Raw genomic sequence first — 25,499 nt, 5'->3', positions numbered from 1 at the left:
CTGCACCCGGGAGGGTGTGGGAGAGTAGGTCACCGCCGGAACACCATTCAGGTCGAGGACCCCCAACCACAGGTTGGGGGTCCTCCCGCATTTAACCCACAAAACAGGAGCAGCCGGCCACCCACGGCCGGCACCGCTGCCGCCGTCGCCGGCCGGATTCATTCGGGTGATTGACGTTTGATGGAGGCTGAAATTCGATCCTCCATTGCTCGAACGCCGCCTACCGCCGCTGGTCCCATCAACTGTCGTGCACGGTTCACGGCGTCCCGGACTTCGCGACGCACCACGCGTTCATTCTGACTCGACGACTTTTCCCTGGTTTCTCTTGCCAGATCGAGCAGAGCCTGCGGAGCGTAGTGGTTGACGCTCATGTCCGTGAGTAGGGGTAGTTGCACCCTCAGATCCTGCTCGATAGCAGTGCGAAGGGGGCCTAAGCGAAGCAACTGAGTGAGGAAATCCGGACTCAATACGGGCGACGGAGGGGCGTTAGGGCCTAGGCGCTCCCGGAGGTGGTCCTTCATTTTCATTGCTGTTCCATCGAACGTCAGCCACCAAGCAAGGTAGCCCATGGGTGATGGTCCAGTCGTCCGTCGGTACTCGATGACGCCGACAGAGTTTTCAACGTCGTGGGCAATCAGGCGTGACCGCGTCCCTTGATCGGCTCCGTAGTCACCTCGTTGACGCCTTCTCTCGTGAGTCTCATTCCATAGTTCCTGAACTGCGCCCCGAAGTTCGATCGATGCGGCATCGGAGTACTCAAGGAGATTTTTGGTCTCGATAGAGAATTCATCGGCAAGGTAGTCGCTGACATCCTGCAATGGTTGTTCGCGTCCACAGATGTCCCTTTGCCAGTCCAGGAATTCATGCTCTGGCCGGCCCGATAGCACGAAGGCCGAGTAGAGGAAGGGGACCCTTCCCGTCCAAGCCGACGTTCTGTTGTGGCCATAGGCAACGGCCAGGTTGAGGTGTCTTTCAACCTCTTCGACGACGCCTTCAGTTACGTATAGAACCAGCCCAGCATCTACCGCTGCTCGCATCAAAATTGTAAAGTGGCGCTCTTCCGGATCGTCTACCAGGCTCTCCCCGATTAGCGGCAGGATCGCGGTGGTGTCCATCCATATGTCGCCCTCGCTGAAGACGTTGAGCATGACTTTCTGGACGTCCGGCGTTTGTTTCAGGAACGCGAAAAGCGTGTATGCGTCAGCTAGTCGCCGGAGATGGGACTGTGTTTGAGGCGAAGGCTGCTCCAATACGTGCATTATGGCTGCGGCCGCGGCATCAGAACTGAGCTCGTTGATGCCTCCGTCTGCTGTAATCTTGTCCGCTATGGCTACAGGACTGAGCTGGAACGGTTCTCCTGTTTGCACAGCTTCGGCAAAAGACTCACCTCGTTCCAAAAGTGTTTCGTCCAATGCAGTTCGTAGCTCCCGAGAAATCTCTGTCAGCTGCGCCGCGCTCAGTTCCTTCGGTACTTCGAGGGCTCGAACCGCCACAACGAGTTCAGCATCTAGAACAGCTTCATCAAGAAGGAACCTGGCTGTCTGATCATTTATCCTTTTGGCCTCCTCAAAACTGAGATGGTAGGTGTCCTCAGACAAGGACGCTGATTTGTGTTGCTTAACGGGTCCCTTCCGAGATAGCCGGTTCAACGCGCTCAGGGTCAGCGCATCGATTTGCCCTCGCTTCCCCACGGGCATGCGGAGGGCGACTCCGTCTTGGATCTCGCTCAGGCTGAGTCTATTGTCGGTGCTCGAATCGTGAAGCGCCGCCAAGACCAACGAATCGAAGCAGCTCTTGGTCAGGCTCTGATCGGTTGCCTGATCTTCGCTGTCGAGTGCCAAGTGCAGTACCGCGACCTTACTTTCGCCCGCTGTCAGGGTCGATGTTCTGTCGATGACCCCGCGTTTGGACAGGATCGGGTCAACAAATCTCCTGGCCAGCTCTTCACTTGCCACACGGCGTTGAGGATAGGACAGCTCACGGTCCACAAACCACGACCGGTCGCGGATATCTATGGTTATGTTCCGATCACGTCGGGACTCTTCCCTGAGTGCATCCGCAGCCGGACCAATCACCTGGTTGGTCGTGTAGATCATGGTGCTGACTGAAGGAAAATTTTCCTTGAGGGTGTCCAGCGTAGCCGTAATTTTTGTTTTCCAACTCGCCGTGACTGAGTACTGAAATGCAACTTTTGGCACACCGTCAATCGTGAATATTTCGGCGTCTCTGCCCTTGTCTCCGTTCGGAGCTGCCATTGTCCGCAGGTCTGGATATTCGACCGCTAGGAACTCCGACGCAAACTTTTCAAATATCTCCCAGTCTCCAGGGCCAATTCGTTCTAGGGCGAGGGACAATCGCGGGTTCGGCATGACCGAATCATAACCACCACAAACCTTCCTTGAACATCGTTGCTGGGTCGAGAACCGAATGCCGCTCGGGAGGCGGCGGCCCAGGCTCAGGTCCAGGCCCGGCGACCGGCGGCCACATCGATCTGGGCAAACGGACCCCCCAGTGGCCACCCAGCGCTGCAAGAATCAAGTATCTGGACCGTCCTCCCGGTCACGCAACCGTGCCAAAAGTCCCGTTGACTTTCGTGTCGCCTGCGAGGACGATGTCGTGTGTAAGTCGATGATGGGGGCATAACTCCGAGTCTGACCTGCCGAGAATACGCAAGTGTACTGATTATTCCCGCGGTGAACTTTGACTCTGCAGTGGAATATCGCTTATCGCGGAGTTTATAATTCCGCGTTTGTTAATCAACTCCGAATCTGGGGATCAACGGAGAGAAAATGAGCAAGATTTCTTTTAAACCGGTTGCAGACGCGCCCGGTCCTTTTACATCTGAACCTGTCGAATCCCGCCAGGGAGATCGACTCCGTGCGATGATGCACGGTCAAACAGCACTATCAGCAACAGAGGGCAAGACACCAGATCTCGTGGTTTCACGAACACCGAACCCTGGATTTGACGTGGTCGCGTTCAGTGTGTCGGGTATATGGGAAGCGGCCAACCGTGCCGGTCGCGCTTGGGACGCAATTAGCGATGTTCTCACTGACGACGGTGGCGGTGGCGGCGGCGGTGCTCGCATACTGGTGAGCTCGGACGAAGCCGAAATCGTCACAACGCCAAGGGCGCCGGCCCTGTTTAGTCCGCGAATATAGACGCCCCGGTTCAGCAGCGTTTGGACCTTCGGAAAGGACCGGGGGCAGGCCACTAGATATGCCTGCCCCCGGTCGATCCGGGCCATCACCCATACCGGGCTTCGGATTCACTTCCCGGGGTTGCGTCCGGTGGTCGGATGCAAGAAAAAGTCGTGGACGGAGAGAGACTCATGACCACTCAGGAAACCGGGCCAACAAGTGGCGGGGGACCGGTGTCGGTCCGACCGCTGCGCGAGGCGGACCTCGATCGCGCTGACGAGATCGTAAGGGTGGCATTCGGGACGTTCCTCGGCGTCCCCGATCCGTTCGGATCCGCCGACTATGTACGCACTCGTTTTGCCGCAGATCCGCACGCCGCCTTCGCCGCGACAGTCGACGGCGAGCTCGCCGGATCGAACTTCGCCACCAACTGGGGCAGCGTCGGATTCTTCGGTCCATTGACCGTGCGGCCGGACCTGTGGGACCACGGCGTCGGCAAAAGCCTGATGGAGCCGATCATGGACTGCTTCGAGTCCTGGGGGAATAGCCACCTCGGCCTGTTCACCTTCTCGCACAGTCCTAAACACCTTGAGCTCTACCGCCGGTACGGTTTCTGGCCCCGGTTCCTGACCGCCGTCATGCGAAAGCAGGTCGCGGCCCGTAACTCGGTGCCCGCCCTGGTGACGTATGGCGGGCTGTCCGCCGTCGAGCGTCCCGACTATCTCAATGCCTGTCGCGCCCTGACCGATGCCGTGTACGAGGGTCTGGACCTGGAACGAGAGATTTTGGCCGCGCACGCGCAGGACCTTGGAGACACTGTGTTGCTGCCGGGCGAGTCGGGGCTCGACGGGCTGGCCGTGTGCCACTGCGGACCGGGATCGGAGGCCGGCGCGGATGTGTGCTTCGTCAAGTTCGGCGCCGTACGCCCCGGCCGGGAGGCCGGTGACAGATTCGAACGGCTGCTCGACGCCTGCGAGCAACTGGCCGCCGAGCGCGGACTCGGTCAGCTGGACGCCGGGATGAACCTGGGCCGTCCGGACGCTTATCAACGCATGGTTGCCCGCGGTTTCCGTACCGGGTTGCAGGGCGTGACCATGCACCGGCCCAACGAGCCCGGCTACAGCCACCCGGACGCTTACGTGATCGACGACTGGCGCTGACACCCAATCCCCGACCGTGCACCACATATGGATGCAGCGGTGCGAGGCGACCTTCGGAAAACCTGCGGGAACCGAGGCCGCCCATTGAGGCACGTGTAGTCGCAGGCTAGGGTTTGAGACCCTACCAGGCGGACTAGATAGGACCCACGATGAGCCCCGGATCTAGATTCGCCTCAGGTAAGCACGAAGCCGGTCAACGGCTGCTGCCCCGGAGCACGAGGCGGTGGAGGCGGGTGTCGGCAGCGGTAGCCTTTGTGCTCGCCGCGGCCGGAGTTTCCGTCGTCGGAGCCCCCGCGGAAGCGGCCACGCTGACCTTCTCGGCGTCGGCGGATGCTGTGGTGAAGCGTGACAGTCCCACGATCAACTTCGGCAAGGCAACGAGCATGAAGGCCGACAACTCGCCGGTCGAGACGATATTCATCCGGTTCACGGTGACAGGGACCACGGGAAGCACCGTGACGAGCGCCAAACTGCGGCTGTTCGCGACTGATCCGTCCAACTCGGGCGGCCAGGTCCGCAGGGTGCTGAACAACACCTGGAGCGAAACCGCACTGACATTCAACAATGCGCCGGTCGCCGAACCGACCGTAGTGGCTTCCCGCGGGGCGGTAGCGGACAACACGTTCGTGGAGTTTGACCTGACCAGCGTCATCAAGGGCAACGGCACGTATTCCTTCCGCATCAGCAACACGTCCTCAGACGGTGTCATCTACAGCTCGAGGGAAGCGCCAACCGTTGCACAGCGCCCCCGACTGACCGTCACCACGAACGCCATACCGCCGCCGCCTCCCCCACCGCCGCCACCACCGCCCCCGCCGCCGCCGGCCAACCCGTGCGGCAAGACGGCGACCCCGCCAGCGACTTATGACCACGTCATCTGGATCCTCTTCGAAAACAAGACCTACTCGCAGGTGATCGGGAACGCGAGTGCGCCGTACATGACGCGAACCGCGAACCAGTGCGCCTCGGTGTCCACGTGGAGTGATGCCGGCTTGGGTCTGCCGTCCCTACCGAGCTATCTGGCCATGACCTCGGGCAGCACCCAGGGCGTCACGTCCGATTCGAACCCGAGCGGACTGCCACCGATTACCGCCGACAACATCTTCCGGCAGGTCAGGGCAACCGGGCAGACACAGAAGAGCTATCTGGAAGACATGCCATCGAATTGCCGGCTGACCGCATCAGGGTTGTATGCGGAGCGGCACAACCCCGAAATCTATTACCAAGGACCGGGGGACCGGGCGGCCTGTGCCACCAACAACGTCCCCATGGGCACGGTGAGTTCTGGGAATCTTGCGAGGGATCTGGCCAACAACACGCTGCCGAACTTCGCCATGATGGTGCCAAACGTCTGCAACGACATGCACGACTGTAGTGTGGCCACGGGTGACACCTGGCTTTCCCAGTGGCTGCCCGTCATCCTGGCCAGCCCCAGCTACCAAGGAGGACGCACCGCGATATTCGTGGTCTTCGACGAAGATACACCGGCGCCCAATTTTGTGGTGGCACCGTCCGTGGTCCCCGGCACCGTTATCCAGGGTTCCTACAGCCACTACTCGCTGCTGCGAACCACCGAGGAGATGTTGGGGATCGGCCCTAAGCTGCTCAACGCCGGCTCGGCGCTGAGCCTGCGGCCGCCGCTGCGCATCTGAGCCCCGGATTCTGAGCCGCGGAATCTGAGCCTCGGGTTCTTAGCCCCGGACCCCAGGCCCCAGATTCCCAGCAGACTCCCGGGAAACTCCCGGGCGCGGTGGAACGTTCTCCCGGGTGCGCTCGTTAGTATTCGACGGGGCTGGATTCCAAAAACCAGCCCACCGCTTTCGTTCTAAGGACACCTCAATGCCCGAGCGCACTATCGTCATCACCGGAGCCAGCGACGGGATCGGCGCGTCCGCCGCTCGGACCTTCGCGAAGCACGGGGACCGGGTGGTCGTCGTCGGGCGTTCCGCGCAGAAGACCGAGGCCATCGCGAACGAAATCGGCGCCGACTACTTTGTCAGCGACTTCGCCGACCTTGCCCAGGTTCGCACCCTGGCCGCGCAGCTGAAGGAAAAGTACCCGCAGATCGATGTGCTGGCGAACAACGCCGGCGGCATCATGGGACCCCGCGAGCTCACCGTGGACGGCCACGAGACGACCTTCCAGGTCAACCACCTGGCCCCGTTCCTGCTCACCACCGGGCTGATCGACGTCCTCTCCGCCAGCCAGGCCACCGTCATCAACACCTCGAGCGTCGCAAATTCGCTCTTCGGCAAGCTGGACATCGACGACCTCGACGCGGCCCGCAGCTACTCGACCAACCGCGCTTACGGCAATGCGAAGCTCGCCAACATCCTCTTCACCACTGAGCTGCATAACCGCTACAACACGGAGGGAATCTCGACGGCGGCGTTCCACCCCGGCGGCGTCGCCACCAACTTCGCGGCGGACTCCACCAGCCCCATGCGCCTGGCCTACAAGTCCTTCCTCAAGCGCTTCATGCTGACCCCCGACCAGGGCGCCGACACCCTCGTGTGGCTCGCCAACGCCACGCCGGGCCACGACTGGATCTCCGGCGCCTACTACGCCAAGCGGACGCTCTCCAAGGCCAACAAGCAAGCCTACGACGCCGGCCTCGCCAAGGCCCTGTGGCAGCGCAGCGAGGCCATGGTGGCCCAGGACCTCGACAAGCTGGACCGCCGGCTGTAAGTCACGGGGCGGGCCGCACCTGAGCCTGACCGCCTGAGCCTCACCACGTGCGCCTCACCAGCTGCGGCGAAATCGTGGGTTAGCATTTTCCTGCCCCTCTCCGACACGCGGCTGAGGGCTTCTATTTGGGGGAGTGCTCTCGACCGTGCGCCTGAAGAAACTGATTATCGCAACCCTGGCGGGCACCGCCGTCGTTCTGAGCTCCACAGCCGTGCCGGCCTCTGCCGCGGCGCCGAAGTCGTACAAGAACTGCACGGAGCTCAACAAGGTCTACCCGCACGGCGTCGGCCGCGCCGGTGCCCGGGACAAGACCAGCGGAAAGCCGGTCACCAACTTCCGCGTCAACAACACCGTGTACAGCTACAACGACGGCGGCGCGCGGCACTGGGGCGAATACGACCTCGACCGCGACAACGACGGCATCGCCTGCGAAAAGCGCTAGGTCCGGTCCAACGATTGGCCAAGAACGGCCGCTAAGCCATGCTGCTTAGCGGCCGTTTGCGTCCAATGGCGGGGTGCGGCAACGGCGGGGTGCGACGGCGGCGACGGCGGGGTGCCGCATCGATAGGGTGCGGCGGCGACGGCGGGGTGCGACGGCGTCGACGGCGGGTGACGGCAGGGTCACCGCGCGGCGTCGACCCTGTCCAAGGCGTTCAGGGCGCTCCCCATGGTCCCGGCAAGGTGGCTGGCCGGGGCCGGCTTGGCGAACAGGTAGCCCTGCAGCGAGTCGCAGCCGCGCTCCATCAGGTACTTGGCCTGTTCCGGGGTCTCGATGCCCTCGGCCGTGACCTTCAGGCCGAGGTCCTGCGCGGCGTTGATCATGGTGGCGAAGAACGGGAGCTGTTCCTGGCCGGTCTTGATCATGGCCACGAAGGAGCGGTCTATCTTGACGTTGTCCAGCGGCAGTTCCTGGAGCCGGCCGAGCGTGGAATATCCGGTGCCGAAGTCGTCCATGGCAATCCGGACTCCGGCCGCGCGCAGCTGCCGCAGCTGGCCCAGCACGTCCGAGGACGCGTCGAAGAACACGCTTTCGGTCAGCTCAAGCGTGAGCTGGCGCGGGTCGACGCCGGTGGACGCGGCGATCGCGAGCACGTCCACCGCGAAATCCCGGTGCTGGAACTGCAGCCCCGAGACGTTCACGGCCACGCTGTACGCGGTATCGCCGGCGAGCCACGGGCGGATCTCGGCGCAGGCGCGGCGCAGGACCTCGTCGCCGATCTCGCGGATGAGCCCGCTCTGCTCGGCCACGGGCAGGAACTGGTTGGGCGGCACCAGCCGGCCGTGCCGTTCCCAGCGGGCGAAGGCCTCGAACTGGACCACCGAGCCGATGCCGGGGGACACCACGGGCTGGTAGTGCACCGAGATCTGCCCCAGTTCGACGGCGCGCCGGAGCCCGGTCTCGCCCTCGGCCTTGTGCGCCGGCGTGCTGAGCATCTCCGGCCGGAACCGCAGCCAGGTGTTCTTTCCGGCGGCCTTGGCCGCGGTCATGGCGGCGTCGGCCTGGCGCAGCAGTTCCGCCCCGTCCAGCGTCTGCCCGGACCTGGACGCCAGGCCCATGCTCACGCCGGGCCGGACCATGGAGCCGCCCACGCGCAGGGGTGCGTAGAGGGCCTCGGCGATCCGCTTGGCCACCGCGTCCGCGTTGAGGCATTCGGTCAGCAGCACCGCGAATTCGTCGCCGCCCAGCCGGGCCACGGTGTCATGCGGCCGCACGCAGTTGCGCAGCCTGCTCGCCACCTCCACCAGCAGCTCATCGGCTGCCGAGCGTCCCAGCACGTCATTGAGGTGCCTGAAGTCATCGAGGTTTAGCAGCAGGATGTCGGCGGGATCCGGGCGGCGCAGGGCCGCGGCGACCCGCTCGTTGAAGAGCGGGCCGTTGGGCAGCGCCGTCAGCGGGTCGCGGAGGGAGCCGGCCCTGAGTTCGTCGTCGTGCTCGGCAAACGCCGCGGAAGGGGCAGCTGCCGCGGAGCCGGATGTTCCTGCGGAACCGGAACCAGAATCACGACGGCGGACCTCGCCGCCGAGGGAAGGGCCGGCGCTGCCGGCGCCCAAGGGGGCCGCAGCGGGGGCTCCGGCGGGGGCTCCGGCGGGGACCGCGGCGGGGGCCGGGGCGGCGCCGCGGATCGAGAGCGCCACGGAGGTTCCGGCGTCGGCCGCTCCCGCCGGGGCGGGGACCAGCGCGCACGTGATTTCGACCGGGAGTTCGGTGCCGTTGGCGCGGCGGCCCGAGCCGGTAAACGGGGCGCCGGAGTTTGCTGGTTGGCCGGGGTTTGCTGCCTTGCCGAGCCCGGCCAGGACGCCGTGGAAGTCCTCCCGCGAGGCCTCGGCCAGGAGCATGCTGTGGTCCGCCCCCAGGAGCTGCGCCCGGGAGTAGCCGAAGAGCCGCTCCGCCGCCGCATTGAGGAAGGAAATGGACCCGTCCGGACCGACCAGCAGCAGCGCGTCCGGGCTGTACTCCAGCAATTGTTGTGCGAATCCAGTTTCCACGATTTTTGTCAGCCCCCCAGGCAATGAATACGGATAGCGGGCGCCTTGCGGAGAACAAGGCGCGCTGCGCTGACTGAATCATAGTCGGTGCGGGCTCCCCGAACGTGACGGGCATCATGCCGGGACTAAATGTGTCGGCACCAGCCGGCTGCCCGGCACGCCGAGCTGCCGCGGCAGCGGTGCGCCGGGTCGGCGGTACGCCCGCCGGGGAGCTGGGCCGACGACCTAGCCGGCGACGACTGGAATCTTCCGGGTGAAGAGGACCTTCTGGGTGATCCAGTCCAGCAGGTCCACGGTGAGCCAGAACGTGCCAGGTGCCGGCGGGCGAAGCAGCATGTCGAAGCGTTCCGCGGCGCCGAAATTGATCAGGCTGGACCGCAGCGGGCCCGTGGACGAAATAGGCCGTGCCGGTCCGGTGGGGTTGGAGGTGTCCCGGAACGGCCGTCCGTCGTGCGAGATGAGTTCGGCCATGGCCACCGGCTTGCCTGCGGAATCGGTGAAGCGCACGTTGACCGGGAAATAGTTGGCGTTCAGCAGACGCAGCAGGGTGGGTTTGGCGGCACCTCCTGCCACCCTGGCCCGGATGCGGGTAAGCGCGGTGGGGCCCTCGACTTTCGGGGCACGGGCTATCTCCCCGCCCAAAAGGTAGAAGTGCTTGGGGATGAACTTGTCCAGCCCCACGTCTTCGCCCGAGAGCCCGGCGGCGTGGTTGAGGAGATGCCAGCGGGGGTCGACGGAGTAGGGAACCAGGAGGGTCTCGGTGTCGATGTCGTACTCCGGCCCGTCAACGAAGGCCCGCCTGGCGCCTTTGGCCACCGGAAAGTCCGGGTGGACCAGGGGGTCGATGATCAGCGGACCGAACATGCCCATTTGTACGTGCAGGGTGGTGTTGACGTGGCAGTGATAGAAGTACGTTCCGGATGCGCCCACGTTTGGGTTGCCGGGCTGCCCGCGTTCCGCCCGCCACTGGTAGGTGTAGCTTCCCGAGACCTCGAAAGAGGTGTGGCCGACGCCGTCGTTGCGTGGATCCGGCTCGATGCCGTGCCAGTGGATGGTGTGGACCTTCTTGCCCGGGTGGACGGTGCCGTGGAACAGCTGCCCTTCGGTGAGGCGGATCAGAGGCGCGGGGAAGATCTGTCCGGAGTTCTCGGTCTCGAAGGTCCAGATCTCGAACTCGCCGCCGTCGTCGAACGTCATTTTGCGGTTGAAGAACTTGAACTCGTGTTCCACGTCCGGGGTTAGGCGGAACTCGGTTTCGGGGCTTCCCTCGTGCATTTGGTGGGAGCTGAAATCGACCTGGGTGCGGAACTGTTCGTGCGCCTCGCCGGCGGCGCCGGGCGGGGGCGCGGCTACGGTCCAGTGGCCAACCAGCCCGCCGGGATACATGCCGCCCCTCGCTACCTGGGAGGGCTCGGCGTGGTAGTGCATCGGGTAGTCCCAGTCCTCTTTCCGGGCGTTCCACACCTGATCGATAACCTCCGGCGGCCGACGCAACGGAAGCATGGAGTCCTTGCGATCCAGCGGGTGCATTTCGACGACGTCCTCCCACTGCTGCAGCACCACGTGACCGTCAGCGTCAACTTTTCCGCCGGTACGCGGAAACGTGCTCCCGTTACGGTTGACGGTCCAGACGTGGTTTCCGTGGAAGTGGAGCTGGTGGTGGACCACGCCGGCGTTGAGGAAGCGCATCAGCTGGCCGGTCCTCACAGTTCCCGCCGCGGCGCTCAGGCTGAAATTGCGGACGTCGCTCTGCCGGGGCGAGCCTGACATCAGTGAGTCCTCGTCCCGCACCCGGTTCAGCGCCTCGTCAGTGGACGCGGCCAGCGATTGAAAGCCGCTGCGGCCGTTGAGCGTGAAAAACCGCGGATACACCGGTGTCCTGTCCGGATCCACCGTTCCGTTGCGCGACGCGATGCCGGCCCATACGGGGTCAACGTTGTGGAGCATCCACAGCCACTGGCGTTCGAATTCCGGCCCGTTGGGCATGGAGAGCCACGGCGACGCCGGATCGGTCACCAGCAAGGCGCCAAAAAGGCCCAGGACGCGCTGGACCGGGTCAGCGGTCGGATCGGCCGGGTCGGCGCCAGGATCGCAGTACAGGTAGGTGCCCGCCTTGGGGGCCTTGAATTCCAGGGTCTTGGTCTGGCCGGGCCGGATCACGCCCGTACCGACGTGGCTGTTCCCCGCTCCCGCGTTGAGGAACTGCAGCGCGTGCTCCTGCGCCAGGTGGTTGGTGACACGGATGCTGATGGTGCTGCCGGTTTCGGCGATCAGCGTCCGCTCCGGGAAGAAGCTGGCCCAGAAGGCGCGGCGGACCAGGAATTCCCCGGGGTTGGCAGGGTCCTTGGCGGCAGGTGCCGGACGCCCGAGCGGGGGAATGGCAGCCTTCAGGGGGTAGGTGCGGCTCGCCACCACCGACCCGTTGCGCAGGAACACCCTGGGGCTAATCGCCAGGCTGGGCTTCGGGTCGTTCACCAGCGTCCGCCGGTCGCCGAACCCCCGGTGGTAGACGCGGGATCCGTCCACCATGGGCAGGAATCCGTCATTGATGTGGATGTCCAGCGGGCTCATGACTTCACCTGACTAACCGTAAGAAGCGGGAGGGGGAGGGTGGCCGTGCCGTCGTGTTCGGGTTCTGAAAACTCCAGTTCCATGGCGAGGGCGTCATGGGGAGCCAGGTAGCTGATCCAGAAATGCTCTGCGGCCCCGGGTTCCACCGAGCCCAGGCCGCGGTCGAAGTCCTGGGGAGTGACGGTGGTTCCGGACGGCAGCAGCTTCAGGCGCAGCTGGCCGGGGCTGAAGAGCACGGGTTCCTGGCCGGAGTTGTGGAGTTCAACTTCAAGGAGGATCACATCGCCCCAGGTCAGGTTGAGCGGCTGGGGCCAGTTGGGATCCTCCGGGGGTGCGCCCTCGTGGTCATGGTCGTGGTCATGGGAGGTTGCCGGAGGGTTCGTCGGGCTCGCGGCCCGCTGGAAACTGCCCGTGACGGCCCTGTTCGCACCGGCGGCCACAGCTCCGGGATCGTCGAGCAGGGCGGCTGCGCTTTCGATGGACCGGAAGGCCTGGACGCCCTGCGCGTTCAGCCGGGCCAGGCGGCCGGCCCGGGTGACCGACAGGAGGCCAAAGGCAGTATCCAGTTGTGTGGCGGACTGTGGGCCGCTTCCGGAGACGGCGCCGTACGTGGCGCCTGCCACCACCAGGAAGGCGCCGCCGCCCACGATCAGTCCGAACTGGCGGCGGCTCAGGACTGGGCCGGAAATCAGGGGTGAGCGTGCATCCATGGTTCGTGCCTCCACATTGAGTTCGCGATAAGGCCCCATGGTGCTGACACGGCCCTATGGAAAACTTGGAGGGGGCGCGGACACGAGTTTCCGGACCGCTTTCGGAGACGCTGGACGCGATGCCAGCGGCCAGGAGCGCGATGCAGTGCGGCCCGGCCCATGGTGCAAGTCCGCGTGGAATCTCAGGTGCCGGGCGGCCGGTACTTAATCTGTTCGGCCTTCCGCAGGGCTTCCATCGTTTCGTCGACGGTCAGGAGCACTGTCGTTTCGAAAGAGCTGAGTGCGCCTCCTCCGCTGATCGCCAATGCAACTGCGGCCATGGACACGTTGTCGGGAGCCTCCCACAAGTTATAGCCGTCGTGGGCGCCGAATGCGTACCAGAATCCATGGAGTTTTCCTCCGACCGATTCGATGTACGCCTGGGCGGCCTTTCCGCGGTCCTCGGGGTTGCTCATCAGCCTCGCCCAGGTCTCCGGTGTGTAGCTGAACTTCGACAGATAGAGCGGCATCGTCTCTTCCTTTCGTTCGCTGTCGGATGTGCGGATTCACCAAGAATGGCAGTCTGCCGCCAGGCCAGCAATGCAGCCGGGCCACGACGTCGCTCGGACCCGGCGCCGCACGCACGCGCGGAGCCGCCTCACCCGAGCAGCGGGACGCCCTCGAGCTCGGCGATGGCGGCATCCGAGTTCCGGACGGCCTGCTGCCTGGCAGCCGCGGGCTCCGCGCGGGAGAACAGGAAGCCCTGCAGGGCATCGCAGCCGTGGTCCATCAGGTAGCGGGCCTGGGCGGGCGTCTCGATGCCCTCGGCCGTGACCTTCAGGCCCAGGCTGTGGGCCATGTGGATCATCGAGGTCAGGATGGGCAGCTTTTCGATGCCGGTCTGCAGCATGGACACGAAGGATTTGTCGATCTTCACCACGTCCACCGGCAGGTCCTGCAGGCGGCCCAACGAGGAATAGCCGGTCCCGAAGTCGTCCAGGGCCACCCGGATGCCGGCCTCGCGCAGGGTCTCGAGCTGGCCGATGACGTGCGAGTGGGCGTCGAAGAACACGCTCTCGGTCACCTCCAGGACCAGCTGGTGCGGGTCCACCCCGCTCCAGGCCGCAATGTCCAGGACGCGCTCGGCGAAGTCACGGTGCTGCAGCTGCACGCCGGAGACGTTGACGGCCAGGCTCCGGAACAGGTCCTCGGCCAGCCACGGGGCCAGCTCGGTGCAGCTGCGCCGCAGCACCTCGGCCCCGATTTCGCGGATCAGGCCGCTGCGTTCGGCGGTCTCGATGAAATCGTCCGGCGGGATCAGCGCGCCTTCCCATTCCCAGCGGGCCAGGGCCTCGAACTGCACCACGCCGAGCCGGTCGCTGGAGATGACGGGCTGGTAGTGGACCTTGATCTGCCCCAGCTCCACCGCCCGCCGCAGCCCGGCCGTGAGCTGGGTTCGCTCCAGCAGCGCGGCCAGCATCTCGGGCTGGAAGTGCACGTAGCAGTTCTTGCCGGCCTCCTTGGCCGCGTACATGGCCAGGTCCGCCTGCCGCAGCAGCTCCGAGGACGTCTCCGTGCCGGCGTCGCGCGATGCCACGCCCAGGCTCAGGCCGGGCCGCATGAGCGTTCCCTCGATGGAAACCGGGGCGTTCAGGGTGCTGACCACGCGCTGGGCCACGGTATCGGCGTCCCGGCAGCCGACCAGCAGGACGACGAACTCGTCCCCGCCCAGCCGGGCGACGGTGCCGTGCGGGCCCACGCAGTTCTGCAGCCGGCGGGAGATTTCCACCAGCATCTCGTCGCCGGCGTGATGGCCCAGGACGTCGTTGACTTCCTTGAAGTCGTCGAGGTCAAGGAGCAGCACGTGCACCGGGTCCGGGGTGAGCAGTGCCGCGGCGGCCCGTTCGTTGAAGAGCATCCGGTTGGCCAGTCCCGTGAGCGGGTCCTGGAAGGCCAGTTCCTTGAGCTTGCCGGCCTGCTCGGCCAGTTCCTCCATGGCGCGGCGGGCCTGGTCCTGGGCGCGCCGGCGCGAGGTGATGTCGCGGAAGTTCCAGATCCGTCCCACAATGGTATCCGCCACTTTCTGCGGGCGCGAGTACAGCTCCACGGTGCGGCCGTCGGCGAACTCCAGGACGTCGTGGCTCTGCAGCAGGCTGTCCGCATAGAGCGCCGAGACCTTTTCCAGGAAGTAGTCGGGGTCCACCAGCTGGTCCGCGATGAACCGCACCAGCGCGTTGGGGTCCTCGGCCGCGACCAGCTCCGGCGGCATGCCCCACAATTTCAGGTACTGGTCGTTGATCCCGGTGATGAGGCCCTCGCTGGAGACCACCACGATTCCGTCCGACGTCGTTTCCAGAGTGGCATCCAGGAGGGAGACGGCCAGCCGCCGGCCGGAATCGGCGTCGTTGCGGTGCTCGGCGTCGCGGACGGCCACCGCCATGGCGGTGCCGCCGTCGACGATCACCAGCGAGCACGTGATCTCAAGGGCGAGTTCCGTGCCGTCCCGGTGCAGTCCGACGGCGGCAAACGGCCGGCTTCCGGCCCGGCTCTTGCGGCCCAGGCGGCCAAAGACCCGGAGGAAGCCGCCGCGGGATTCCTCGGAGAGCAGGATGGTGTGCGGGACGCCGAGGAGATCCTGGCGGGAGTAGCCGAACAGCCGTTCCGCCGCCGAATTCACGAAGGCGATGGTCCCGTCCGCGGTCAGCAGCAGAAACGCATCAGGACCCTGTTCCAGCAGGTCTTCACCAAATCCAGTTCCCACGACGATACCGGCCCCCAAGCGACGGAAGTTCATAGAGCGATGATGGTCCCGGCCGAGACGCCTGGATCAATGCGTTTCCTGAATCATAGGGTCCTTCGGCCGGCTGTCCAGCACATCCGCCCCGGAACTTTGCGGGTCACCGGTTGCCGGGCACCCGGTCACCGCGCAGCGCGGCGATTGCCCGGGCCGCCCGGTCCAGCGCCGGCTGGAGCGCCGTCTCCGGCTGCGGGCCCGAAAACAGGAAGCCCTGCAGGGAATCACAGTCCAGATTCATCAGGTAGCCGGCCTGGGCCGCGGTTTCCACGCCCTCTGCCGTGACCGTCAGCCCCAGTCCGTGGGCCATGCCGACCATGGCGTTCAGGATGGGCAGCTGCTCCGTGCCGGTGTTGATCATGGCCACGAACGACTGATCGATCTTCAGGGTGTCCACCGGCAGGCCCTGCAGGCGTCCCAGCGAAGAGAATCCGGTGCCGAAGTCATCCAGCGCCACCAGGACGCCTGCCGTGCGCAGGCTCGTCAGTTGCTGGATCACGTGGCAGTCGTCGTCGAAAAAGACGCTCTCCGTCACCTCCAGGACCAGCTGGCGCGGGTCCACGCCGCAGGATTCCGTCACCGCCAGGACCAGTTCGGCGAAGTCCCCGTGCTGCAGCTGGACGCCGGAGACGTTCACGGCCAGGGACCGGGAGGCGTCCTCCAGCAGCCAGGGCTTGAGCTCGGTGCAGCCGCGCAGCAGCACCTCGGTGCCGATTTCGACAATGAGGCCGCTGCGTTCCGCCGCCGGAATGAAGTGCTGGGGCGGGACCAGGACGCCGTCGCGGACCCAGCGGGCCAGGGCCTCGACCTTGGTCACGGTGCCGCGGACGGCGGAGACGATCGGCTGGTAGTGCACGGCGATCTGTCCGTTGTCCACGGCGAGCCGCAGGCCGGCCTCGAGGTCGTTGCGGTCCACTAGGGTCTTCATCATCTCCGGCCGGAAACGCATGTACCGGTTCTTGCCGGCGGACTTGGCGGCGTACATCGCGACGTCGGCGCGGCGCAGGAGCTCGGAGGCGTCCACGGCGTCGCCGTTGATCGACGCGACGCCCAGGCTGAGGCTGGGCCGCAGCATGGTGCCGTCGATCCAGACCGGGACGCGCAGCGAATCGACGATCCGGGCGGCGACGGTCTCGGGCTCCGGCGAGTTGACCAGGAGCACCACGAATTCGTCGCCGCCCAGCCGGGCCACGACGTCGTTCGGCCGGACGCACGCGCGGAGCCGCCGGCCGACCTCGATGAGCATCTGGTCCCCGGCATGGTGGCCCAGGATGTCGTTGACTTCCTTGAAGTCGTCCAGGTCCAGGAGCAGGACGTCCACGGCGGTGCCGCGCGGGCCTGCGAGGGCGCTGGCGAGGCGGTCGTTGAACAGCTGGCGGTTGGACAGGCCGGTCAAGCCATCCCGGAATGCCAGGGCCGTGAGCTGGGCGGACTGCTCTGCGAGGTCCGCCATGGCCCGGGTGATCCGGTCCTGCGCCACCTTGGCCGCGGTCACGTCGCGGAAGCTCCACACCCGCCCGACCACCTGGTCCGCGACTTTCTGCGGACGGGAATAGCGTTCAAAGGTCCGGCCGTCGCGGAATTCCAGGTTGTCGTGGCTTTCCGCAGCAGGATCGGCGTAGAGGGCCTCGACCTTCTCGACGAACTTGGCCGGATCCCGCAACTGGTCGAGGACGAAGCCCATGACGGCCTCGTCGTCCCCGGTGGCGAGCATTTCCCGCGGGATGCCCCACATGGTGAGGAACTGATTGTTGACGCCGGCGATCTCGCCCGCGCTGCTGACCACCAGGATGCCGTCGGCAGTGGATTCGAGGGTCGCGCTCAGCAGCGACATGGCCTCGCGGAGGCTGTCGTCGTTCTCCGGCCGGTGCGAGGTGTCCCGCACCGCGGCGATCATGCTCACAGTGCCATGACCAGTGCCATGACCAGTGCCTTCGCCGGTGGCTGTACCTGTGACTGCAGCGTTGACTGTACCTGTGATGAAGATGGAACCGGCCACTTCGGCCTGGAACTCCGTGCCGTCCCGCCGCAGCCCGTAGGCTTCGACGGGAGCAGTGTCAGCGTCAGCGGCGTCAGCGTCGACGTCGGGCGCTCCGTGGAGGTGCGCGTCGCGGCGGAGGTTGAAGAACAGCCGCTGGAGACCGTTCCGGTAGCCCTCGGCCAGGAGAATGCGGTGGTCTGAGCCCACGAGCTCCGCACGGGCGTACCCGAACATGCGCTCCGCGGCGGCGTTGACCATCCTGATGGTGCCGTCCTCGGCCACTACCAGCAGGGCGTCGGGGCTGGATTCCACCAGGTCCCCGTAGCCCGGTACCGTGCCCGAGACCTTGCCCGAGACCTTGCCCGAGACCGTGCCGGAGGCTTTCTCCGGGTACGACGGCGCGCTCACCCGGCCACCGCCGTGCGAACCTGAGACCACCAACAAGACATTTAGGACCCTCCCATCCCGAAATCATAAGCGTCCTGAGGGTAGCTGCGGTGCCAAACACGGGGGCGGTCGGGTCAAGGGCGGGTTCAAGGCGGGGTTCAAGGCGGGTTCCGGGGCCGCAGGGAGGACCAAACCTCCCGTTGCGCTATCACCTCTGGTGCTTAAAACCCCTGTTTGGCAGCTGTAAGTGATAGGGCAACGAGGGGGGAGGGGCCGACGGCGGGCTCACTCATCACGGCCTTGTAGTGGGCAACGAGTTCGGCGCCGAGGGCGGACCACGTCCGGCCTTGGACCGAGGCGTGCGCGGCCGCGGCGAACGCGCGGCGCTTGGCGTCGTCGCCCATCAGGTCCGTCACCCGGGCGCGGAGCGCGGCGAGGTCGCCGGGCTCGTACAGCCAGCCGGTCCGCGAATTCTCCACGAGGTCCAGAGGCCCCCCGCGGCCCGTGGCCACCACCGGAACGCCGGACGCCATGGCCTCCTGGATGGTCTGGCAAAAGGTCTCGAACTCGCCGGGATGGACGAACAGATCGAAGGATGCCACCACCCGGGCGAGGTCGTCGCCGCCTAGGAACCCGGTGAAGACCGCCTGCGGCAGGGCAGCCTCCAGGGCGGCCCGCTGGGGCCCGTCGCCCACGATCACCAGCCGGGTCCCGGGGACATCCGCCAGCACCGCCAGGTCCTCCACCTGCTTCTCGGCCGCCAGCCGGCCCACGTAGCCGATGAGGCGCTCGCCGCCGGGCGCCACGGAACCCCGCCAGCCGGCGTCGCGCTTGGCGGGGTTGAACCGTTGCGTGTCCACGCCGCGCCGCCACATGTCCACGCGCGGAATGCCGCGGCCGCGGAGCTGGTTGAGCGCGAAAGTGGACGGGGCCAGGGTGCGCGAGGCCAAGAGGTGGATCTGGTCCACCCGGTTCCAGGCCCAGTTCTCCAGGAACGGGACGCCGTAGCGTCCCGCGTAGCCGGGGACCTCGGTCTGATAGATGGCCACCGTGGGGATTCCGAGCTGGTGCGCGGCCTGCGCTGCCCGCCAGCCGAGCACGAACGGGGACGCGAGGTGGACGACGTCGGGCGCGTAATCGGCAAGGATTCGCTTGACCCGATACACACCGCCCATCGCCACGCGCACGTTCGCATAGCCGGCCAGCGGGACCGACGGGAGCCGATGGACGTGGGCGCCGTAGACCTCGTCCGGTGCGTCCGTGTCCTGCGTGGATGGCGCGACCACCAGCACCTCGTCCCCGCGCTCCTGCAGGTGCTCCAGCACGCGCAGGATGGAGTGGGTGACCCCGTTCATGAGCGGCAGGAATGATTCGGCGACGATTGCGATCCTCACCCCTCCACGGTGCGGGCGGCGGTTTGCGGCGCGGGGGAGCGGGCGTGGCCGGTAGGGGAAGACTGGGTTAACAGGTGGGCGCGCTCAGCCGGAAACCGTCAAGAGGGCAGGAGCACGAGGGCGGGAGCGCGCGCTCCAACGAGAGGAAGTGCCAGGAACTAGCCGGCAAGCGTCAGGAGGGCGTAGTTGACCGCGGCCATGCGTTCACGGCGCAAACCCGAGCAAGCAGCGGTGCCGGACGGCATGACGAAAGACGAGCTATAGCGGATCGGGCCAGTTGCCGACCGGGAAAAGGGAACGATGGCTGGAAACCATCGATACCCTCACAGCCGGACCGCCACGCGCGCGCATATTGCCTTCCATCTGAAATACCTCCAGAGGCTACGGAACTTCAGAATACGCCGGTCGCCTCCTATCGTCCAGAGGTCAGCCGGGCCTGAGGATGTCCGGAAGTTCGTCCACGAAGACGGTCTGCGGCGGCTCAAAATAGATGACCAGGACCTGCTCGCCCACGGCAAAGACGCTGCTCTTGTCGAACGGGTGCGCATGGAAAGCGCTGGTTCCGCCGCGGACGGGCAGCATGACCTCGCCGATGGTGTCCGGGCCGATCCGTCCCGTCACGCGTCCGATCTTCCCGGTCAGGCTCCGGTCATGATCCTTGTGCATCAGAATCCTTGTACATGTGCAGGAATACCCGCCCCCCTACGCCTCCGGAGTTCCCGGGGCTTTGCCGTCCCGTTTGGCGGCGCTCCGGGTGTTCTTGAGTGCGGTGGAGAGCGCCGGAAGGTAGTCGCCCACCTGTGCCAAAACCCCGCCAATCATCCGGTTGACCCCGTCGCCGCCGTTGAGGACGGTCATCTGGCCGACGTGCGCAAACGGCTCGGCGGCCGCCGCCACGATCGCCGGCATGTTCTCGGCGAGCTGCTGGGCGATGACAGCGTCCTGGTTGGCTCCGAGGGCTTCGGCGCGGGCCTTGATGCCTTCCGCCTCGGCCAGGGCCTTGGCCTTGATGGCGGAGGCGGCGGCATCGCCGCGCGCCTTCGTGGCGGCTGCCTCGGCCTCACCGGTGACCTTGGTGGCGCCGGCTGCCGCCGCTGCCGCCGTCGCGTTTGCCTGGGCCTGCACCTCAGTCCGGCGGGCGTTGGCCGTGGCCTCGAGCTCGGTGCGCCGGGCCAGCGCCTCGGCCGCGCTGATGTCCGCCGATTTCTGGCCCTCGGCATCGGTGCGCTTGGCATAGGCCCTCGCGTCGGCAGGCTTGCGGACGGTGGTCTGCAGCTTCTGTTCCTCCCGGTCTGCCTCCAGCTTGGCCACTTCGGTTTCCTGGACCACCACCTGCTGGCGCGCCGTCGCGTCCGCCAGCGGGCCGGCCTGGGCCGCGTTCGCCTTGGCGCGCTCGGCATTGGCCAGCGCCACGGACTGCCGGATCGCGGATACGCTTCGGGCGTCGGCAATCAGGGCCTCGGCCTCCGCTTCCTTTTCCGCGGCCTCGCGGTTCCGGGTGGCCTCGGCGATGCGGGCCTCCATCTTGACCATGGCAATGTGGGGCTTGGCGATGTTCTGGATGTAGCCCGTGGGGTCCTGGAGGTCCTTGATCTGCAGGGAATCGACCACCAGGCCGAGCTTCTCCATTTCGACGCCGCTGGCGCTGCGGACCTGGGAGGCCAGCTTGTCGCGCTCGCGGATGATTTCCTCCACCGTCATGCTGCCGATGATCGAGCGCAGGTGGCCTTCGAAGACGTTGTACACCTGGCTTTCCATCTTGGGCTGCTGGCCCAGGAAGCGCCGCGCGGCGTTGGCAATGAACGGCGGGGCATCGCCGATCTTGTAGATGACCACGCCGTCGACAATCACCTGGATTCCTTGGGAGGTCACGCAGGAGACCTTGAGCTCGGTTTCATTCAGCGTTAGGGAGAGCGGCCGCACCGTCTGTAGGCCGGGCAGCACCAGGGCTCCCTTGCCTGTGACGATCTTGAAGTCCATTCCCTCCCGGGTTTCCAGCGTGCCACGCGTCAACCCGGAGATGATGAGGGCCTCGTTCGGTTCGGCCACCTTCCACATCAGTTTTGTCGCTATCCAGATGACGCCGACGATGGCGACCGCCCCGATAATGATCGAAATGAGCGGGTAGAGAAACGACAAGTCCGGCATAACCAGATCCCTTCACGGCGGCGGAAAAGGCAATTAGCAAAGCCCCAAACGATGCTGCTGGTAGTCCACGGCCGGCCCGGAGGCAAGCAATTCGCACGCCGCCCAGCCAGCTGTTGTACACAGTCTGTGGTGCTGCCTGCCGGGAAGTCCAGCAATTCGACAGTGTCAGGGAATACGCCCAAGTGCCGCCGCGTGCCTAAAGCCCCTGTTGGGGCGGCCGGCGGCGTGCCAGCGTGGGAGCGGGTGCGTCTGGAGTATGCACCTTCGAAAGGGTGATGCGGGATGCGCATCCGAGCCGGGATGACCGGCAAGACAGGCAAGACCGGGATGGCAATCGCGTGGGACATCTGGCGGGCCGGGCGGGCCGGCCAGGATGCGATCGCCCGCCGGCAACGCGACCGGCTCGGGGTGCTCGTCGAGTGTGCACGGTCCTCCTCGCCCTACTACCGCAGGCTGTACCGCGACGTCCCGGACACAGTTACGGATGTGGCCAGCGGTCTCAGGGAGTTGCCCCCGGTGGGCAAACGCGAGCTCATGGAAAACTTCGACGACTGGGTGACCGACCCCCACATCACGCTCGCCGGGCTGAAGGAAGACCTGCTCGATGACCCCTCGCGCATCGGCGGCTTCTATCGCGGACAGTACCTCGTGGTGACGACGTCGGGTTCCACCGGGGAACCCGCGGTCCTGGTCCACGACCGGACCTCCCAACTGGTGGCGAGCCTCCTTGGCCCGATCCGCGAACGGCGGACCCTGCTGACGGCAGCGGAGGCGCGGGCCCTCCTGCGCCGGGGGCTGCGGGCCGCGGCGCTGATCGCTGACGGGGACCACTTTGCCGGCGTCGTACTGACCGAAGCCACGCGGCGGCGCAGCCCCCGGATCGCCCGCCGGGTCCGCGTGTTCTCCGTGCTCCGCCCGCTCCCGGAACTCGTGGCCGAGCTCAACGACTTCCAGCCGACCGTGCTCTACGGCTATCCGAGCGCCATGGTGCAACTGGCCGCCGAACAGAGGCAGGGACGGCTCCGGATCCAGCCGCTGCTGGGGGTCGCTTCCGGGGAAGGCCTGGCAGCCGGCGGCGAGGCGGACATCGAGGCCGCCTTCGGTTGCCGGGTCAGCGTGCGCTACCTTGCCTCTGAGGCGCTTGCCCTGACCAGCCGCTGCCGGCAGGGGCTGTTGCACGTCAACGCGGACTGGAACATCGTGGAGCCGGTGGACGAGGCCTTCCGGCCCGTGCCGGCCGGGGAACTTTCCCACACGGTGCTGGTGACCAACCTGGCCAACCGGGTCCAGCCGCTGATCCGCTACAACCTGGGCGACCGTGTGCAACTGGCTGCCGACCCGTGCAGGTGCGGCAGCCCGTTTCCCGTGCTGCGCGTCGAAGGCCGCAGCGGCGACGTGCTCACCTTCGCTGCCACCGACCGGTCAGTTGTGGACGGGGCAGGGTTGGACGGGGCAGGGTTGGACGGGGAAGTGGTGACGGTGCTGCCGTTGGCGCTGGGCACGGTGATCGAGGAGACCGACGGCGTCCGCCGGTTCCAGGCGATCCGCACCGGGCCGAGGTCGCTCACCGTGCGGCTCGAGCTCTGGCTCGACGTCGGGACGGCGGCCGTGCGGTCGGACGTGGGGGAGCGCCTGGCCGCGTTCTTCGCGGCGCAGGGCGCCGCCGGCGTCGACGTCAGGTTTGCCGACGAGCCGCCCCGGCCGGACCGCAGCGGCAAGTTTCGGGAGGTGTGGTCCACCTGAGAACGGACCTGCTGTTAGTGCTGGCTCTGCCGTTAATACTGGCGCTGCGCCTAGTGCTGGTTGAGGATCCGCCGCGCGTCCCGCTGGGCCTGGAGTTCGTTCGAGGTCAGCGTCTGCCCGGTCAGGTATCCGGCGGCGGCCATGGCCCGGCGCAGCTCCGCGACGGTGCGCGGCGTGGTCACTCCGAGGTGTGCCATGGCGTGGCAGTTGGCGCAGAGCGGTACGAGGTCCGTGACAGGATCCAGCTCATAGGTGCCGCCAAGTTGTGACACCGGGACCAGGTGATGGACCGGAATGAAGTCCTTGCCGATGTCCCCGTAGGCGATTTCGAAGGAGAACCCGCACGCGGCGCAGCTGGTCCCGTGATGGGCGATGCAGGCCCGGTGCGCGTCCGGGCTGTGCTCATACCGGTTGACCTCGACGCGGCTGACCGCCGCCGCCGGGACGGTGCCGGGCACGGGCTGGGTGGGTTCGGCCCCCGGTGGGGGGCCGAACTCGCTCCAGAGGGCGCGCAACAGGGATTCGGCGGAGGGGTCGACGGCCAGCGCGGGGCCCGGCAGCGCTTCCCAGTCTGGGCCGGGGACGGACTCCTCGAGGATGCCGGGCTGGATCTGGTCCCCGGCGGGCAGGAGGGCGTCGAAGGCCACACGGACGTAGAGCGGGGAACCGGCCGGTGCGGCGCTCGCGGTCTCCGGCGGTTGAAGGCGGGGCGCCGGCCGCTCCGAGACGATCACGCCATGGCCGATCAGGCCGCGCCCATGGCGGCCCTGAAGCACGAGCCACACCTCCGTGCCGGATGCGGCAAAGTCTGCCCCGCCGCCCACTTCCCAATCGATCAGGAACCGGCCGGTTTCGGCGACCTCCCCCAGGACGGCCGGGTAGGTCCAATCGTTCCATTCGTCGGGGTTCCAGACGAGGATGATGGCTGTCATCTGCCCATTGTCGCAGTGACTTTTGCCAAAGTGTCACGGAGATTGTCACGGAGACCGGCGCGTGGTCAGCCCGGACCGCCTGGACTGCCTGCGGCATTGCCCGGACTGCCTGCGGCATTGTTCAGCGGCCCTGTCGGCCCGGTCTGGCAAGTGGCGTTGAGGGTGTCCTCCGCGACGGATTCCATTTGGTGCAGGATACGGGTGTCCCCGGGCTGGAGCGGATGGGGCGGGTAGGCCACGGCCATGGTGAGCTGCCGGGTTCCGTCCGCGCTGGTCATGGTGATGGTGCCGTAGCCGGGCACGTCGCCGGGATGGCCGTAGTAGAAGTTGTTCGTGCAGAGGTCGTTCCAGCGGACCACCCCGAGCCCGTACCGGGCGTAGAGCGGGCTCTCCATTTGCGTGATGGTCTCCGGCTTGAGCAGCCGGTTTTGCAGCAGGGCGCGGTAGAACGTATTGACGTCCGCCACGGAGGACACCATGCCCCCGGCGGCGTTGTCGATCTGTGCGGCCGGGTAGGTGACGTCGAGTTGTTTGGAATCCAGTGCGATGTAGCCGTGGACCATGGATGACGGCGCGGGCCCGGCCGCCGTCATTTTGGTTTCGGTCAATCCGAGCGGCTCAATGATGTCGGTGCTGATCACCTCACCGATCCGCCGGCCGCTGAGGCGCTCGACGATCAGGGCCAGGGCAATGTAGTTCGAGTTGGAGTACTCAAATCCCTGGGCCAGCTTCGCCTGCCAGGAAATCCGGCCCGCCATGGCCAGCAGGTCTTCCAGGCTCACTTTGGTGGTGAGGGCCTCCCGCACGGTGGCGGGATCGAACAACGGCCCGTCCACGGATGGCATACCGGAGCGATGCTGCAGCAGCTGGCGGACGGTGACAGGTCCTGGCGGGTGCGTTACCTTGTTGAACTCCGGCAGGTACGTGCTGACCGGCGCGTCCAGCTGCAGCAGGCCTTCCTCGGCCAGTTTCAGGACGCAGACGGCCACCATGGATTTGGTGATCCCGCCGACGTGGACGGGGTCCGTAATCTCGGCCCGGGGACGGCTCTCCAGGTTCCGTACGCCGTACGCCGCGGACCACTCGTCCGCGCCCACCCGGATCTGGATGAGCACGGCCGGGGCGCCGCGGTCGAGCAATCTCCTGCTGAAGTCTTCAAGCATGCTCCGGTAGCCCGATTCCGGCGACACCTGCGGCGTCGGCGGTTCCGGCCCGGGGCTGCAGCCGCCCAGCGCCATGGTGAGCGCGACGGCGGCGAATGCGGCCGTGAACCGGCCGGATGATGCACGAATCCAAGCCACCGACATGGCAGTCCTTCTTGCAGGTCGGGTTTGTCGTCGGGGAGGAGGATGCCCCTGGCCGGGCACAATCCTGACCCTTGTGAT

17 protein-coding genes are annotated in these 25,499 nt (G+C 66.3%); 5 read left to right on the top strand and 12 right to left on the bottom strand.

The window, feature by feature from the left end:
- Positions 1-158: 158 nt before the first annotated feature.
- On the bottom strand, positions 159-2,369 hold the full coding sequence (locus ACFVTM_RS10830) for a hypothetical protein (RefSeq protein WP_390203456.1): 2,211 nt from the start codon (positions 2,367-2,369) through the stop codon (positions 159-161).
- A 962-nt stretch (positions 2,370-3,331) separates the two neighbouring features.
- Here ACFVTM_RS10830 and ACFVTM_RS10825 point away from each other — a divergent pair.
- From ACFVTM_RS10825 to ACFVTM_RS10810, 4 genes are all read left to right on the top strand, one after another.
- Complete coding sequence (locus ACFVTM_RS10825) at positions 3,332-4,300, top strand: GNAT family N-acetyltransferase (protein ID WP_390203454.1); 969 nt, start codon at positions 3,332-3,334, stop codon at positions 4,298-4,300.
- 233 nt (positions 4,301-4,533) lie between these two features.
- Positions 4,534-5,952 (top strand): DNRLRE domain-containing protein, encoded by a 1,419-nt coding sequence (locus ACFVTM_RS10820; protein WP_390203452.1) that lies wholly within the window; start codon positions 4,534-4,536, stop codon positions 5,950-5,952.
- A gap of 187 nt (positions 5,953-6,139) precedes the next feature.
- Positions 6,140-6,988 (top strand): SDR family NAD(P)-dependent oxidoreductase, encoded by an 849-nt coding sequence (locus ACFVTM_RS10815; protein WP_390203451.1) that lies wholly within the window; start codon positions 6,140-6,142, stop codon positions 6,986-6,988.
- A gap of 145 nt (positions 6,989-7,133) precedes the next feature.
- The gene (locus ACFVTM_RS10810; RefSeq protein WP_390203450.1) at positions 7,134-7,430 is read left to right on the top strand and encodes an excalibur calcium-binding domain-containing protein; all 297 of its coding nucleotides are present in this window, start codon (positions 7,134-7,136) and stop codon (positions 7,428-7,430) included.
- A gap of 179 nt (positions 7,431-7,609) precedes the next feature.
- Here the strand turns inward: ACFVTM_RS10810 and ACFVTM_RS10805 are convergent, their stop codons facing one another.
- The 9 genes from ACFVTM_RS10805 to ACFVTM_RS10765 all read right to left on the bottom strand — a co-directional run bounded on the left by ACFVTM_RS10805 (position 7,610) and on the right by ACFVTM_RS10765 (position 21,439).
- Positions 7,610-9,475, bottom strand: a complete 1,866-nt coding sequence (locus ACFVTM_RS10805) for a putative bifunctional diguanylate cyclase/phosphodiesterase (protein WP_390203449.1) — start codon at positions 9,473-9,475, stop codon at positions 7,610-7,612.
- Positions 9,476-9,700: 225 nt separating this feature from the next.
- Complete coding sequence (locus tag ACFVTM_RS10800; RefSeq protein WP_390203447.1) at positions 9,701-12,046, bottom strand: multicopper oxidase domain-containing protein; 2,346 nt, start codon at positions 12,044-12,046, stop codon at positions 9,701-9,703.
- Complete coding sequence (locus ACFVTM_RS10795) at positions 12,043-12,756, bottom strand: hypothetical protein (protein WP_390203446.1); 714 nt, start codon at positions 12,754-12,756, stop codon at positions 12,043-12,045. Before ACFVTM_RS10795 ends, ACFVTM_RS10800 begins: the two co-directional genes overlap by 4 nt.
- 182 nt (positions 12,757-12,938) lie before the next feature.
- A complete protein-coding gene (locus ACFVTM_RS10790; RefSeq protein ID WP_090583485.1) occupies positions 12,939-13,265 on the bottom strand; it encodes a GYD domain-containing protein in 327 nt (108 codons plus the stop codon).
- A 128-nt stretch (positions 13,266-13,393) separates the two neighbouring features.
- The gene (locus ACFVTM_RS10785) at positions 13,394-15,496 is read right to left on the bottom strand and encodes a putative bifunctional diguanylate cyclase/phosphodiesterase (RefSeq protein ID WP_390203445.1); all 2,103 of its coding nucleotides are present in this window, start codon (positions 15,494-15,496) and stop codon (positions 13,394-13,396) included.
- A gap of 136 nt (positions 15,497-15,632) precedes the next feature.
- Positions 15,633-17,918 (bottom strand): EAL domain-containing protein, encoded by a 2,286-nt coding sequence (locus ACFVTM_RS10780; RefSeq protein ID WP_390203444.1) that lies wholly within the window; start codon positions 17,916-17,918, stop codon positions 15,633-15,635.
- Between the two features lie 200 nt (positions 17,919-18,118).
- Entirely contained in the window at positions 18,119-19,291 is a 1,173-nt protein-coding gene (locus tag ACFVTM_RS10775; RefSeq protein WP_390203442.1) for a glycosyltransferase family 4 protein, read from the bottom strand.
- Between the two features lie 426 nt (positions 19,292-19,717).
- Positions 19,718-19,957 (bottom strand): hypothetical protein, encoded by a 240-nt coding sequence (locus ACFVTM_RS10770; RefSeq protein ID WP_390203441.1) that lies wholly within the window; start codon positions 19,955-19,957, stop codon positions 19,718-19,720.
- Between the two features lie 36 nt (positions 19,958-19,993).
- Entirely contained in the window at positions 19,994-21,439 is a 1,446-nt protein-coding gene (locus tag ACFVTM_RS10765; RefSeq protein ID WP_390203440.1) for a flotillin family protein, read from the bottom strand.
- Between the two features lie 282 nt (positions 21,440-21,721).
- Between ACFVTM_RS10765 and ACFVTM_RS10760 the strand changes: the two genes are divergently transcribed.
- Positions 21,722-23,182: a phenylacetate--CoA ligase family protein gene (locus ACFVTM_RS10760; RefSeq protein ID WP_390203439.1), complete on the top strand. Its 1,461-nt coding sequence runs from the start codon at positions 21,722-21,724 to the stop codon at positions 23,180-23,182.
- 50 nt (positions 23,183-23,232) lie between these two features.
- Here the strand turns inward: ACFVTM_RS10760 and ACFVTM_RS10755 are convergent, their stop codons facing one another.
- Together ACFVTM_RS10755 and ACFVTM_RS10750 are read right to left on the bottom strand one after the other, a co-directional pair.
- Positions 23,233-24,114, bottom strand: coding sequence for an HNH endonuclease (locus ACFVTM_RS10755; RefSeq protein ID WP_390203438.1), 882 nt, complete (start codon positions 24,112-24,114; stop codon positions 23,233-23,235).
- Between the two features lie 65 nt (positions 24,115-24,179).
- Positions 24,180-25,421: a serine hydrolase domain-containing protein gene (locus ACFVTM_RS10750; protein WP_390203437.1), complete on the bottom strand. Its 1,242-nt coding sequence runs from the start codon at positions 25,419-25,421 to the stop codon at positions 24,180-24,182.
- Between the last annotated feature and the right edge of the window lie 78 nt (positions 25,422-25,499).

The organism is Arthrobacter sp. NPDC058130 (genome assembly GCF_042884475.1).
GTDB lineage: Bacteria > Actinomycetota > Actinomycetes > Actinomycetales > Micrococcaceae > Arthrobacter.
Note: the sequence above shows the minus strand (reverse complement) of the source record. Positions and strands in the feature narration are given on the sequence as shown.

Bases quoted from the DNA above. Each gene is read 5' to 3' on its own strand.
- ACFVTM_RS10830 (WP_390203456.1), bottom strand. From the start codon at position 2,369: ATGCCGAACCCGCGATTGTCCCTCGCCCTAGAACGAATTGGCCCTGGA.
- ACFVTM_RS10825 (WP_390203454.1), top strand. From the start codon at position 3,332: ATGACCACTCAGGAAACCGGGCCAACAAGTGGCGGGGGACCGGTGTCG.
- ACFVTM_RS10815 (WP_390203451.1), top strand. From the start codon at position 6,140: ATGCCCGAGCGCACTATCGTCATCACCGGAGCCAGCGACGGGATCGGC.
- ACFVTM_RS10800 (WP_390203447.1), bottom strand. From the start codon at position 12,046: ATGAGCCCGCTGGACATCCACATCAATGACGGATTCCTGCCCATGGTG.
- ACFVTM_RS10795 (WP_390203446.1), bottom strand. From the start codon at position 12,756: ATGGATGCACGCTCACCCCTGATTTCCGGCCCAGTCCTGAGCCGCCGC.
- ACFVTM_RS10790 (WP_090583485.1), bottom strand. From the start codon at position 13,265: ATGCCGCTCTATCTGTCGAAGTTCAGCTACACACCGGAGACCTGGGCG.
- ACFVTM_RS10770 (WP_390203441.1), bottom strand. From the start codon at position 19,957: ATGCACAAGGATCATGACCGGAGCCTGACCGGGAAGATCGGACGCGTG.
- ACFVTM_RS10765 (WP_390203440.1), bottom strand. From the start codon at position 21,439: ATGCCGGACTTGTCGTTTCTCTACCCGCTCATTTCGATCATTATCGGG.
- ACFVTM_RS10760 (WP_390203439.1), top strand. From the start codon at position 21,722: ATGCGCATCCGAGCCGGGATGACCGGCAAGACAGGCAAGACCGGGATG.
- ACFVTM_RS10755 (WP_390203438.1), bottom strand. From the start codon at position 24,114: ATGACAGCCATCATCCTCGTCTGGAACCCCGACGAATGGAACGATTGG.
- ACFVTM_RS10750 (WP_390203437.1), bottom strand. From the start codon at position 25,421: ATGTCGGTGGCTTGGATTCGTGCATCATCCGGCCGGTTCACGGCCGCA.